The sequence below is a fragment of the Prosthecobacter sp. genome, from assembly GCF_044378005.1.
Taxonomy (GTDB): domain Bacteria; phylum Verrucomicrobiota; class Verrucomicrobiia; order Verrucomicrobiales; family Verrucomicrobiaceae; genus Prosthecobacter.
Genome location: NZ_JBILYB010000163.1, coordinates 1 through 12,737, shown reverse-complemented (window position 1 = coordinate 12,737; position 12,737 = coordinate 1). Strand labels below are relative to the sequence as shown.

The 12,737-nt window shown below is 60.6% G+C and carries 11 protein-coding genes; 9 read left to right on the top strand and 2 right to left on the bottom strand.

What is annotated here, in order from left to right:
• The 6 genes from AC6FTP_RS22340 to AC6FTP_RS22315 form a co-directional block, all read left to right on the top strand.
• Positions 1–272: transposase (locus AC6FTP_RS22340; RefSeq protein ID WP_497209127.1), on the top strand; the 272-nt coding region annotated here is incomplete at its 5' end.
• A 199-nt stretch (positions 273–471) separates the two neighbouring features.
• Positions 472–2,214: an alginate O-acetyltransferase AlgX-related protein gene (locus AC6FTP_RS22335; protein WP_497209126.1), complete on the top strand. Its 1,743-nt coding sequence runs from the start codon at positions 472–474 to the stop codon at positions 2,212–2,214.
• A 118-nt stretch (positions 2,215–2,332) separates the two neighbouring features.
• Positions 2,333–2,983, top strand: coding sequence for a plastocyanin/azurin family copper-binding protein (locus tag AC6FTP_RS22330; protein ID WP_497209125.1), 651 nt, complete (start codon positions 2,333–2,335; stop codon positions 2,981–2,983).
• Positions 2,984–3,103: 120 nt separating this feature from the next.
• The gene (locus AC6FTP_RS22325; protein ID WP_497209124.1) at positions 3,104–4,027 is read left to right on the top strand and encodes a D-alanine--D-alanine ligase family protein; all 924 of its coding nucleotides are present in this window, start codon (positions 3,104–3,106) and stop codon (positions 4,025–4,027) included.
• A gap of 61 nt (positions 4,028–4,088) precedes the next feature.
• On the top strand, positions 4,089–6,293 hold the full coding sequence (locus tag AC6FTP_RS22320) for a hypothetical protein (RefSeq protein WP_497209123.1): 2,205 nt from the start codon (positions 4,089–4,091) through the stop codon (positions 6,291–6,293).
• A 14-nt stretch (positions 6,294–6,307) separates the two neighbouring features.
• Positions 6,308–6,655, top strand: a complete 348-nt coding sequence (locus AC6FTP_RS22315) for a hypothetical protein (RefSeq protein ID WP_497209122.1) — start codon at positions 6,308–6,310, stop codon at positions 6,653–6,655.
• Between the two features lie 47 nt (positions 6,656–6,702).
• Here the strand turns inward: AC6FTP_RS22315 and AC6FTP_RS22310 are convergent, their stop codons facing one another.
• Complete coding sequence (locus AC6FTP_RS22310) at positions 6,703–8,589, bottom strand: hypothetical protein (protein ID WP_497209121.1); 1,887 nt, start codon at positions 8,587–8,589, stop codon at positions 6,703–6,705.
• Positions 8,590–8,705: 116 nt separating this feature from the next.
• Between AC6FTP_RS22310 and murJ the strand changes: the two genes are divergently transcribed.
• A complete protein-coding gene (gene murJ / locus AC6FTP_RS22305; RefSeq protein ID WP_497209120.1) occupies positions 8,706–10,124 on the top strand; it encodes a murein biosynthesis integral membrane protein MurJ in 1,419 nt (472 codons plus the stop codon).
• Here the strand turns inward: murJ and AC6FTP_RS22300 are convergent.
• Complete coding sequence (locus AC6FTP_RS22300; RefSeq protein ID WP_497209119.1) at positions 10,092–11,321, bottom strand: DUF1015 domain-containing protein; 1,230 nt, start codon at positions 11,319–11,321, stop codon at positions 10,092–10,094. The two genes, murJ and AC6FTP_RS22300, sit on opposite strands and share 33 nt — an antisense overlap.
• A 323-nt stretch (positions 11,322–11,644) precedes the next feature.
• Here AC6FTP_RS22300 and AC6FTP_RS22295 point away from each other — a divergent pair, with 323 nt between their 5' ends.
• Positions 11,645–12,295 (top strand): hypothetical protein, encoded by a 651-nt coding sequence (locus tag AC6FTP_RS22295; RefSeq protein WP_497209118.1) that lies wholly within the window; start codon positions 11,645–11,647, stop codon positions 12,293–12,295.
• Positions 12,292–12,597 (top strand): transcriptional regulator, encoded by a 306-nt coding sequence (locus AC6FTP_RS22290; RefSeq protein ID WP_497209117.1) that lies wholly within the window; start codon positions 12,292–12,294, stop codon positions 12,595–12,597. Before AC6FTP_RS22295 ends, AC6FTP_RS22290 begins: the two co-directional genes overlap by 4 nt.
• Positions 12,598–12,737: the final 140 nt, after the last annotated feature.

Genomic DNA, 12,737 nt, shown 5'->3' with positions numbered 1-12,737 from the left:
GTTGGAGGAGATCCTGGGAGCAAGTCATCCCCTTTTTCGTGTATCCAGCAGCGGTGAGGAAGATCATCTACACGACCAACGCCATCGAGAGCCTGAACATGCAACTGCGCAAAATCATCAAGAACCGAGGGCATTTTCCCAGTGATGAAGCCGCCACCAAACTGCTGTATCTGGCCTTGCGCGACATCCACACCAAGTGGAAGTCCACGCCGTTGAACTGGAAAGCCGCAGCCAACCAATTTGCGATCCAGTTCGGATCGCGATTTTTTTGATTGAGCGCATGCGCTCAATCAAAAAAACAACCCCAGACCAAAACATAACCAAAGACCCGGAAGCTATCTCCAGACGCAGGAGGTCAGTCGCAGAAGTGTGGGGTGAGTTTCTCTGGGGTCGGCTTTATTGTTGCGTAAATGCTGATAAGGCGATGTGCCGCCCCAAGCTTTCCCGAACCCTTTCGTCTGATTTTTCCACATGGTTTACGCTCAATCCCTCCTCCCTGTCCTGATCGTGTTCCTGCTCGTGGCGGTGGCGACTTTGCGGCGGACGGAGGGTGTGCAGGATCGATCCCGCGCTCTGGCGCAACTGGGCTTTGGCCTGGCGAAGCTCTGCCTGCTGGCGCTGCCGCTGGAGTGGCTGAGCTACTTGTTTCAAAATGGCGAGCCGCTGGCGGTGAGCGGAAAGGCGGTGTGGCTGGCGGCGCTGGCGCAGACGTGTCAGCTTTACCTCGTGATCACCGGCTCGGCGGATGTCGTGGCAGGCATCTCGGCGCTGCGGGGTCGTGTCGTCGCGGAGATGCATCATTCGGCGTATCGTGCGGGGCACTTCGGCAACCTGTGGCGGCGTTTGTTGCCAGGTTTGGTGAAGGGCCCGACATCGGGTTTGAATTCATGCGTGCCTGCTCTGCTGCTGATCGCCGGCGTCGGTGCGCTCTGGCACGGCAGTGTGCTCGGATCATTGCTCTGGCTGGTGATTCAGTTCGCGCTCGTTTTCGCTGAAGATCGGCGCGGCAAGCCGCTCTTTGCGCCGCTGCCATTGCCGCTGCGGGTAATCCTGGTGATGCTGGTGCTGGTGGTTTCCAACGTGATGCTGGTATCGCCCGGTTTCGTGGCTGCGCTGGAGAACGTGAAGCTGATGTTTGCCAGCACAAAGCCCACGCTTTACTCGCTGCTGCTGGACAAGCGCCTCACCTCCGGCTGGCTGCAGTTCATGCTGCTCTTTTCCGTCATCGCGAGCATCGGCCTGCCGAGACTGGGCTGGGTGCTGGAGCAGCCGATCAAGAGCTGGCACGCCATCGGCATCCTGCTGATTCCCTGCTCGCTGCTGATGGCCGTGCGCGAGAGTGCCTATACTCCTGCCATCCTGCGACAGATCACGCAGTGGCCGGTGACCTGGGTTTTCGACCAGGGGAACTCGCGGGTGCATGTGGGCTATGATGGCTGGCTTTTCCCGCTGCGTGAGCTGGATCACCTCACGCTTCGGCGTCGTGGTGAAGGTACAACGGAGGCGCTGGTGAAGCTGGCAGGTGAGTTGAAGACCAAAGGCGTCCCTTTAATGCTCGTGGCCGTGCCCGCGAAGGCGGCGATGTATCCTGATCAAATCTTCCGCGCTGAGTATGCTGCGCCCGTGCAGCCACCCGGGCAGAAGGAGCGATTGGAAAAGCTGGCAGCGGCAGGCATCGAGGTGATCGACCCCTCCCAAGCGCTCTGGGATCGGCTCATCAAAGCCGAGTCCCATTACTCGACGGACCGACATTGGACCTTCGACACGATGAAGGTGGTGGCGGGAGCCGTGGCGAAGCGCATCCGCGAAAAATGGCCCCAGCTTCCGGGAACCGAAACCCCGGTGATCTCCGCGACGATCCTGGACCGCACCGACGCTGGCGACCTCGCCCGCGAACTTCTCCCTCTGGGCGCAGAAACCGTCTTCGGCGAAGAGAGCGAGCACCTTGTCTCCATCCTCGGCCTGGAGAGCGATGAAAAGTCGCCCGTGATGATCCTCGGTGGCGAATCGCTGCGAGTTTTCAGCGATGCGACATCGAGCTTCGGCAACATCGAGGGCAAACCCCAGCATGCCGGTTTCGGCACTCAGATGTCATCCCTGCTCGGTCGTCGGCTGGACGTGCGTGCTGCCAATGAAGTGGAGGCGGCCCAGATCGCCGCACAAGCCACTGGCAAGAAGCTCATCGTGATCCTGGCACGAGCCGACGAGCTTTGACGCGGGGCAGTTTGCGGGGCGGATACCGCCAAAAAGTGGAAACTGGACCCCACCTGTCTCGCGGGTTGCGTTCGCCCGTTCCCGTGCTCCTATGGCCGCTCCCAAATCCCTCCCCGTCATGTCCGCCCATTCCTCCCCTTCCTCCGAAAGCTCCGGCTCCATCTGGAATTTCCTGAATGTCATCATCGCCGTGGCCGTCGGCGGCTTCGCCTTCTTCTGGGGTTCCGCATTCCTGGTCGGTGGCTGGATGAAAAGTGCCGGTGTCGGCGAGGAAGCCAAAGCTCCTGTCACCGCCCCTGCGGCTGCTGCTCCCGCCGCTGAAGCGGCTCCGGCGGCCCCTGCGGCTGCCACCACGACTCCAGCGGCTACTGCACCTGCTGCCGCCGTCGCGGAAATCACCATCAAGCCTGACACCGCCAACCCGCTGGCCTACGACACGAAGGAATTCAAAGTGAAGTCCGGCCAGAAGGTGAAGCTCACCTTTAACAACACCCATCCGGCCGTTCCCCAGCCGCACAATATCGTCATCGCCAAGGCTGGCTCGAAGGACAAGCTGCTTGCACTCGCCATGCAGATGGCCACCGCTCCTGATGGCATGGCCAAGGGCTTCATCCCCGAGTCCCCGGACATCCTCTTCCATACCAAGCTGCTCCAGCCGAACACCAGCGAAACCCTGGAGTTCACCGCCCCCGCCGCCGGTGAATACCCCTACATCTGCACCTTCCCCGGTCATGGCGTGATCATGAACGGCGTGATGAAGGTCGAGTAGTCGCGATTCCATTTCGATTCCCCCAAGAGGAGGCCCACCGGCCTCCTCTTTTTTGTTTCCACATCTCGCCTTTGCCAAAACCTCCCCGGCGCTGCATAACTCCGGCCACTTCTCATCCCAATGCTCGATCTCACTGGCAAACTCATCGCGCTGCTCAAAGGCGGCCCCGGCAACGAACGCACCGTGTCCCTGAAAACCGCCGAGAGCGTGGCCGAAGCGCTGCGCAGCGTCGGTGCGGAGGTCGTCGAGGTCGATGTCACCGGCCCCGACTTCGAAGTGCCAGCGGGTACCTTCATCGCCATGAATCTCATCCACGGCACCTTCGGCGAGGACGGCCAGATCCAAGCCATCCTGGAGCAGCGCGGCATCCGCTACACGGGCGCAGGCGTGCAGACGAGCCGCATCTGTTTCGACAAAGCGCTGAGCAAAGACAAATTCATCGCCGCTGGTGTTCCGACACCGCTTTCACAAAACTACGCGCTCGATGGCAGCGAGCCCCTCGCCATCGGTCTCCCTCTCGTGTCGAAACCACCGCGCGAAGGCTCCAGCGTTGGTGTCAGCATCTGCCGCGACGAAGACGACCTAGCCAAGGCACTCATCGAAGCGAAGAAGTTCGGCAGCACGACGCTGGTGGAAGATTTCATCGAGGGCAAAGAACTCACCATCGGCATCCTCGGAGATCAGGTGCTGCCCATCATCCACATCGAGCCCGTGGATGGCTTCTACGACATGAACAACAAGTATCCGTGGATGAACGGCACCGGCAAAACGCTCTACCATTGCCCTGCCGAACTGGATGCCGAGACCACGAAGCGCGTGCAGGACGCCGCCATGGCCGCCTTCAAAAGCTGCGGCACCGAAGTCTATGGCCGCGTCGATGTCATGCTCCGCGCCAGCGACAACGCGCCCTTCGTGCTCGAGATCAACACCATCCCCGGCATGACCAGCAGCAGCCTCCTGCCCAAAGCCGCCCGCGCCATCGGCATCGAGTTCCCTGAACTCTGCACGCGCATCATCGAGCTGTCTCTGGCTGCGAGAGGATAACCCTTCGGGAATGACAAAGCCCGAATGACGAATGACGAAACCTTAGCACCTTTCGTCATTCGTGAATTCGTCCATCGTCATTCAAGTCACCGATGCCACCGCGCCGCATGAAGTGGACAGCACGGTGCCTTCCGCGCTGAGGTCGGACCTGAACATCAGTCATCAGCTCTTTGAAGGTCGCGCTTATGCCATCATCAAAGACCCGCTTTCGCTGAAGTACTTCCGCCTGCCTTCCGAGGACTTCGCACTGGCCTCGCTCTTCGATGGCAAACGCAACGTCGCGGCCATCCGTGCCGCCTTTCTCCAGCAGCAGCCGCAGGCCGCGCTGAAGCAAACGCGCGAAGAACTCACTGAGCGCATCACGCGATTCGCGAACGAACTGCTGCTCAGCGGATTCCTGGAGGCCACTGCCGCCGGTGTTCGCCAGCAGCAGAAGATGGAAGCCGCACGCAAGCCCGTCGTCACACCTTGGGGTCTGTTCATGAAGGCGCTCTTTTTGAAGATCCCGCTCTTCGATCCCGACGCGCTGCTCATCCACATGGAGCGGCGGATGCGCTGGGTTTGGTCGTGGACGGGCATGGCGCTGAGCTTCGTCATCTTCCTGGCCGGACTCATCGTCTTCATGATCGAGTGGCCGCGCATTTCGCCATCGCTGAATGACTTCCTCACACTGCCAAATCTCGCCACCATCTGGGCGCTGACCATCGTGGTGAAAGTCATCCACGAGTTCGGCCACGGCCTGACCTGCAAGCACTACGGCGGCGAGGTGCATGAGATGGGCGCGATGATCATCATCCTGTCCCCCTTTCTCTATGCCGACGTCACGGACAGCTACCTCTTCCCGAACAAACGCCACCGCATCCTCGTCGCCGCTGCAGGTATCTACATCGAGCTGGTGATCGCCGCGCTCGCCACACTGCTCTGGGCCATCTCACAGCCCGGCCCCACGCAGCAGCTCCTCTTCAATCTCATGCTCATCACCAGCGTGTGGACCGTGCTCTTCAATGCCAACCCGCTGATGAAGTTCGACGGCTACTACATCCTCACCGACCTGCTGGACGTGCCCAACCTGCGCGCGAAAGCCCAGATGTGCGTGAGCGAGATGGCACGGAAACTCGTCTTCGGCAGCGATGGCGGAAGCGCCGCGAATCAAGCCATCCTCCCCCGGCGCCGACGCGGCTGGTTCGTGCTCTACAGCGTGGCCGCGCAGCTTTACCTGCTCCAGATCACGCTCGGCATCGCCATGATTTTCCATCACCTGCTCCAGCCCTACGGCCTCGCGTGGCTGGGCGATTGGCTTGGCATCGGCGCGTTTGTCTCCATGCTCATCGTCCCAGTGGCCGCCTTCTTTAAAAAACAGCTCTCAGCACCCGACAGCACCTCCCATGGCCGCCGCCGTCCGTGGCTCATGCTCGGTGGATTCGTCGTGCTGCTCGCGCTCGTGCTGCAAGTGCCCTGGCCCGTGAAGATCGAGCGCCCCGCCGTGCTTCAGCCCATCAATTCAGAATTCGTCCGCGCCGAAGTCGCCGGACGCATCACCCGCATCGCCGTGAAATCCGGCCAGGAAGTACAGCCCGGCGATGTCATCGCCACTCTTTCCAGCCCACGAGTCACCTCCGATCTCCGCGCCGCCGAACTGCGCCGCGAGCGCGCCCGTCGTGAACTCGATCTCACCATCGGCACCGCCGAACCCGCCGCTTACAAGCAAGCTCAATCCAGTCTCGCCCAAGCCGAAGCCGCCGTGCAGGAAGCCCAGCGAATTGAGTCTCGCCTCACCCTTCGCGCCGCAAGAGCAGGCATCGTCATCACGCCCGATCTCGACCGCCTCGCCGCCGCCAGCCTGCGCCCCAGCGATGCCGTGTGCGAGATCGCCGCGCTCAATCCCATCCAGATCTACATCCCGCTGAACGAACGCCAAGCACGCCATATCCGCGCCGGGCAGCGAGTCGAACTCCGCGTCCCCGCCATGCCCGCCCGCACCTTCGAAGGCCAGGTCATCTCCGACACCAAAACCCCGCCGACTCGCGATCTGCCCCAAAACCTCGTCGCCACCCTCGGCGGTGATCTCGCCGCCCAGCCTGACGCCCAAGGCCGCCTCACACCGCTGGAGACAACTTACGGAGTCCTTGTTTCCCTTCCGAACCCCGACCAAGCCCTCCGCCCCGGCATGACCGGCACCACCTTGCTGCACGGCCCCACCCAGTCCCTCTGGCGCACGGCGCTGATGAAGCTGCTGGATTTTGTTAGCCTGGATTACCGGCTTTGAGGTAGGATTGGCAGATGAAGAAGAGAGAAATCTGCGCCGCAGCTTTGTTGTTGTTGTTTGCTGCTGGTGCTCTTGGCGTCTTGAACTACATCGTTTTCTACCGCCCGATATTCGTTCAGCCCGAGCTAGATCGCACTTTTTTGAGCAACCGTCCAACTCGCGCCGAAGTGCTCGCCTACTTCCGTTACCCTCCAGTAGCGACGATCAAGTCGGGTGAGCGCTTTCAAATGACAGGCTGGAGACCTTTGCCAACCCGAGCTGCCTCTCATCTCGGTTGTGCCTTCACACAGGACTACAACAAGATCTACATCTTCTTCGATGCCGAAGATCGCGTGGAAGAGTTCGTGATCGCAACTTCGTGACGCCCTTCGGAGGCAGGGGGTGGGTTCACCCCATGCCTCTGGAAAGATCAGTTCTCCGTAGAGGAGGTCGGCTCAATGGGTTCCTCACTCGTGGCCTCGGCCTCAGCAGGTGCTTCACTGGCAGGCGCTTCCACCTCGACAGCCTCGGACGCCACAGGGGCTTCGTCGGCGGGAGATTCAGCCATGTTTTCCTCAACTGTGACTTCGGGCGTAACTTCCTCAGCAACGTTCTGCTCCACAGCGACTTCCGGCGCGACTTCCTCAGCAGGTTTTTCGGCTGCGCTTTCAGTCACGGGGGTTTCCTGACTTGTCTCCACTTTGGCGGCAGCAGGCGCTGGAGCCGCTTTGGGGGCAGGCTGGGGCTCGCCCTGAACGCCGAGGAAGACCATGCCGTCGCTGTATTCGATAACGTAACCTTCGTTCGCGAGCCAGCGGATGTCTTTGATGACACCGATCTGTTCGTCCGTGGGTGCGATCTTCGCAGGCGCGGCGGTTTCGCCTTCAGGAGCAGGTGCCACCGGAGCGGAGGGGCAGATGGCTTCGACGAGGTCGTGCAGCAGGATGCCGGCCTTGCCTTTCAGCACTTCGACAATTCTGGCCACACGCTCGGAGAAGACAACGCCTGGATCGATGGCCTTCGGCTTCACGCGACTCACGAAGAGCTTGCCTGCGCGGCGCTTGAAGAGTTTCAACCCACGCCGCTCGAATCCGGAACCGAGCTTCTGGGACATGTCGAAGAGATGCTTGCGCGCATTGTCCACGCCCTGACGCAGCATGATGAAGAGCACATGCGTGAGCTTCGATTTGTCGATGTTGCCAGACACAGTGCCATCGCGCACTTCGGACACGGCTGCATCGCCATGAATGCGACGGAAGTGAGATTCCATCTCCGCACGGGTGTTCAGCGAGAGCGGCTCAGCGCCCTCCGCAGGCTGATCGAGCAGCCAGACCCAGCGATGGCCTTTCTTCAGCTTCTCTTTCCATTCAGCGACACGCTCTGGACTGGTCTCCACACGAACGCGGCGTTTGTACTCCTCCAGCGGCAGCGTGGAGAAGCGCTCGCGATGCAGGCGGATGATGGTGGATTGGAAGCTGTGATGGCTCGGGGGGCCAAGCAACTCACCGCTCATGCCGCAGATGCCGATGCTCTTGAAGTCGCCCTTCGGTTCTTCGAGTTCGACTTCTTCGGAACGATAAAAGGCATCCAGCGCACTGCTGCGCATGACATGCTGGAGAGCCTCCTCACGAGTCAGGAAAAGGCCGCCATCCTTGGTGGCAAACAAACCGCCGCTGCGCTCAGCCGCGCAAACGTAGCGGGCATGGAAGCGATCTCCATCGGCCAGCACAAGACGTGCGGCATCAAACATGCTGAAGGCATGACCGCTCGTGCGGATGTGAGTGGCGAGTGCTTCCGCTGCTTTGTCTTCGGGCTCGATGACCACCTGAATATCACGCGGCATCTCCACCCATTCGCGCTGCGGGCGGGCATCTTCACGATTACGATCACCGAAGCGGCGCGGGCCGCCGCCTTGACCCGGAGGGCCATCGCGACGTGGGCCAGGAGGACCATCACGACGCGGACCACCGCCCTGACCTGGAGGGCCATCACGACGTGGACCGCCACCCTGACCGGGAGGACCGTCACGACGAGCCGGGCGCTGTCCCTGGCCGTCGCCGGCTGGACGCGGGCGGTCACCAAAGCCACCACCGCCGCCGGGGCGACGCCCTGGTGGGCCATCACGGCGATCACCACCGAATCCGCCACGGCGCGGGCCGCGATCTTCACGCTCTTCGTAGCGGCTTAAGTCCGTAGTGCTGCCTCCGCTCATGCCGGACACCCAGGCAGGCATCATTTTCAGTTCGGTAAGATCCACCGCAGCCGCAGAAGGGATGGGTGCGGCTGGTGTATCGGATGTCGTTTCAGGCTCAGTCATGACGGGGATAACGGGCGCGCATTATGGGATGCCTTCTTGTGATTGTCTCCAACTTTGTTGCCTCAGAACCGGCAGGGCGTTTGCCCATGGCTGGAGCGGCTCTTATAGTGGGAATCTTGCGCTCCCTCGCCCTACGCTTTTCCTCCCTGGCCAGAGCCCTCATCACCCGAGGTCTCGGCTCGCGCATGGTGTCGGGCTTCGTCATCGTCGCGATGCTGACGGTGGTTTCCAAAGCCGTGTCGTTTGTGAAGGACGCCGCCGTGGCCCGGCAGTTCGGCATCAGCGATGCGCTCGATGCATTCATGTTCTCCTTTGCCCTGCTGACCTTCATCGCCGCATTGATCGGTGGCGGGTTACCGGAGGCTTTTCTGCCGAAGTATGCCGAGGTCATGCATCAAAAGAGCCCAGCCCGCGCCAAGCGGCTGGCGGTGCAGAGTTCGCTGATCCATGCGCTGATACTTCTCGTCACAGCGGCTGTGCTGTTTGTTCTCGCCCCACATTTCGTCGGCTGGACGACGCGTGGCTTCTCGGCGGAAAAGCAAGCTCTAGCCGTCGGCGTGATGCGTGAACTGCTGCCATTCATGGCCTGTCTCGGCATCAGCTACCAGCTCGGGACCTGGCTGCGTGCCGACAAACATTTCACCGTGGCCGCTGCCGCACCGATGGCCGTGCCACTGGTCATCATCCTCTGGCTGCTCGTGAATCATTCGACGGCAAATGTGGCCACGCTCGTGCATGGCACCGTCGCCGGTGGCGCACTGCATCTTGGCATCCTGATGTTTGTGCTCTGGCGGCGCGATGGCCTTTCGCCTTCCTTCGTCTTGAGCTGTCTGAAGAATTGGGAACCTGAAGTTCGCGGCGTGCTGCGCAGTTCCGTGCCCTTCCTTGTGGCAGGTGCCATTTTTAACATGGCCGTCGTTATCGATCAGGCCATGGCTTCCTGGCTGGAGGCGGGCAGCGTGTCTGTACTCAGCTACTCGGACAAAGTGTGTGGCATCATCCTCGCCGTGACCGCCGCACCGAGCTGCGAGGTGCTCTTCCCTTACTTTGCGGACAAAGTAGCGCGCCGTGACTGGCTCGGCGTGAAGCGCCAGCTCTTCAGCAGTGCCGGCATTATTTTGGCAGCGGCCCTGCCTGCGGCTCTGCTGCTTTCCTTGCTCGCGCCCTGGATCATCGCGCTGCTTTTTGAGCGCGGTTCCTTCACGGCAGACAACACTCAGCGTGTCGCGGATGTGCTTCGCTTCGGTGCTTTGCAGATTCCTTTCTACATCCTCGGCAGCCTCGCCTCACGCGTCGCCGTCGCCATGCAGGCCACACGATTCATCATCGTGCTCGCTTCCGTGGCAGTCGTCGGAAACGCCACCTTTAACTGGCTCCTCATGCAGCGTTACGGCGCGGCAGGGATCGCCCTCTCCACCGTGCTGGTGCAGATGATCTCCGCCACCATGTCCTGCCTGTTTGTGCTGCGCATGATCCGCTCAAAGCTGGACGAAGCCGCTGCCTCAGAACGTGTGGATGAAAAGCCCGGAGCGTAGCTTTGGCTCAAACCAGGTGCTCTTCGGCGGCATGATCTGCTCGGCATCTGAGATGGCCATGAGCTGATCCACCGTCACCGGATGCATGGAGAAAGCCACGGCGTGGTCGCCTGCGTCCACCAGCTTTTCCAGCTCCGCCGTGCCGCGGATGCCGCCGATGAAGTCGATGCGCTTGCTCGTGCGGGGATCGTCGATGCCGAGCACAGGCTTCAAAAGACGATCTTGGAGGATGCTGACATCCAGCAGATCGATGGGGCTCGCATCAGGTGCGGCTTTCCACGCGAGGTCATACCATTTGCCACCGAGAAACATGCTCGCGTGGCCGGGCAGCGTGGGGGATTTCACCTCTGTTGGTTTGACTGTGAAGATGCCACTGACTTCTGCCAAGAAGGCCTCGGGCGTGCGACCATTGAGATCCTTTACGGCACGGTTGTAGGGCAGGATTTTCAGCTCGTTGCCGGGGAAGAGCACGCAGAGGAACCAGTTGTAGTCCTCGCCGCCCGTGTGGCCCGGATTGCGCTCGCGGCGCAGTTTGCTCACGCGGAAAGCACTGGCCGCGCGGTGATGTCCATCCGCGATGTAGGAGGCCGGAACCTCGCTGCCGAAAAGGCTCTCCAACTGCGCACAGGCATCGGCAGGTAGTTTCCAGACCTGATGCTGAACGCCGTCAGCCGCCACGAAATCGTGCTGAGGAGCGTTCGCCGCCATGTGACCCTGGATGATCACGTCGATGCTCTTCGTGCCGCGATAGGTCAGGAAGATCGGGCCGGTATTCGCGCTCAGCGAATCCACGAGGCGGGTGCGGTCGTCCTCTTTGTCCTGACGGGTCTTCTCGTGCTTTTTGATGACGTCCTTCTCGTAATCTTCCGTGTGGCAGACGCCCACGAGACCCGTCTGGCTGTGGCTGCCGATGGTCTGGCGATACAAATACAGCGCTGGAGCCGACTCACGCACCAGCACGCCGTCCGCCTGGAGCTTCAGGAAGTTCTCGCGAGCCTTCGCATACACCTCCGCCGAGTAAGGATCGACGGAGAGCGGCAGATCGATCTCCGCACGGTCCACATGCAGGAGGTTCAAAGGCTTGTCGTGGGCGAGCGCGTAGGATTCCTCGCGGTTGACGACATCATAAGGCACAGCGGCGACATCGGCGGCGTGCTGGGGAGCGGGAACGAGACCTTGGAAAGAACGGAGACGCATGACGCGCGCATGGTTGAGAGATGCGGGGCGGTGTCAACGACGGCGCTGGCTCCCTCGCCCCGGCAGTGCAGGTGGAATACACGCTGTGCCCGATTCCGTGGAGAGGGTTGGGGTGAGGGGAATACTCGCCGCTTTAGATTCTGCCCCTCACCCAGCCTCTCCCCGAAACCGCCTCCCACTAGATTCGACATGCCCCCCCGGGGAGAGGAGGCCGCGTGCTGGTCTGCGAAGACTCTTTCCGCAAACATCCTCAAGTCACCCCCAAACTTTGAATCACAAAGTTTCCTCTTGCACCATTCACTTTATAACACAAAGTGACCGCCATGAGCACCCAGCAAGCCGCCCTGGAAAACCTCCGCGTGATCCGTTCCCTGATGGAGAAAGCCCACATCTATCGGGCGATCTCGGCTCCGGCGGCTTTGGTGGGAGGGCTTTCGTCACTGATCCTTGCTGTGCTAAGCATGAAATTTCATTCCAACAATGGAGCCGACGTATTGCCACACGAATTCCTAATTCCTTGGATGGGAGTGCTGACAGTTGTTGCGGTCATAAACAGCTATCTGTTGGCAAAAGATGCGAAAAGGCGACAGCACCCTTTCATTTCTTCAGGTTTGAAAATGGCTCTTCGGGCTTTTGCTCCAGCTTTCATTGCTGGTGGCATGTTTGGATTTGGCCTGATTCTTTACAGGGGATATTACTCTCTTGGGGCTTTGATTTGGGTGGTAACGTACGGCCAGTCCTTACTTGCTATCTCCAGCTTTTCACCACGTTCACTGACCCGCTTGGGTTGGTGCTTTTTGATAACTGGGCCTGGGTTATTCTGGTTAACAGTTTTCTATCCTCCCGCTGACTACGCTCTTCATGACGCAGGCAAAGCAGCTATCGTAATGGGCCTCACCTTCGGTCTCCTCCACATCGGTTACGGCATCGCCGTCCTCGTCCGCAAGAAACCTGAGCCCCTGCCTGCGGAATGATCGACTTCGACCAGATCGACAAGACGATCCACGAGAAGGCGCGGCTGTCCATCATGACGCTGCTGGCTTCGCGCGGGGAGTGGTCGTTTCAGGATCTGAAGGCTGAGCTGGGCATGAGCGATGGCAATCTCATCACCCATCTCCGCATCCTCACCGCCGCTGAGTTTGTCCAGGAAGAGCGCGACGACTCCGGCACCCGCCCCCGCACCACCTACAAGCTCACCCCCGCCGGCAAAAAAGCCTTCAAGAGCTACATCGACCTCCTCGAATCCATCGTGAAGACCCTGAAACCCGAAACCTGAAACCCCTTTTTGCCCCCAAGCTTTGTATTGCAAAGTTAAGCCAAGAACAGCGAACCAAGAACCCTGAACAAACCAATGAACCTCCACCTAGCCCAACACCACGGCATGTGCTTCGGCGTGCGCGATGCCCTCCGCGCCAC

Bases quoted from the DNA above. Each gene is read 5' to 3' on its own strand.
- AC6FTP_RS22335 (WP_497209126.1), top strand. From the start codon at position 472: ATGGTTTACGCTCAATCCCTCCTCCCTGTCCTGATCGTGTTCCTGCTC.
- AC6FTP_RS22330 (WP_497209125.1), top strand. From the start codon at position 2,333: ATGTCCGCCCATTCCTCCCCTTCCTCCGAAAGCTCCGGCTCCATCTGG.
- AC6FTP_RS22325 (WP_497209124.1), top strand. From the start codon at position 3,104: ATGCTCGATCTCACTGGCAAACTCATCGCGCTGCTCAAAGGCGGCCCC.
- AC6FTP_RS22315 (WP_497209122.1), top strand. From the start codon at position 6,308: ATGAAGAAGAGAGAAATCTGCGCCGCAGCTTTGTTGTTGTTGTTTGCT.
- AC6FTP_RS22310 (WP_497209121.1), bottom strand. From the start codon at position 8,589: ATGACTGAGCCTGAAACGACATCCGATACACCAGCCGCACCCATCCCT.
- AC6FTP_RS22300 (WP_497209119.1), bottom strand. From the start codon at position 11,321: ATGCGTCTCCGTTCTTTCCAAGGTCTCGTTCCCGCTCCCCAGCACGCC.
- AC6FTP_RS22295 (WP_497209118.1), top strand. From the start codon at position 11,645: ATGAGCACCCAGCAAGCCGCCCTGGAAAACCTCCGCGTGATCCGTTCC.
- AC6FTP_RS22290 (WP_497209117.1), top strand. From the start codon at position 12,292: ATGATCGACTTCGACCAGATCGACAAGACGATCCACGAGAAGGCGCGG.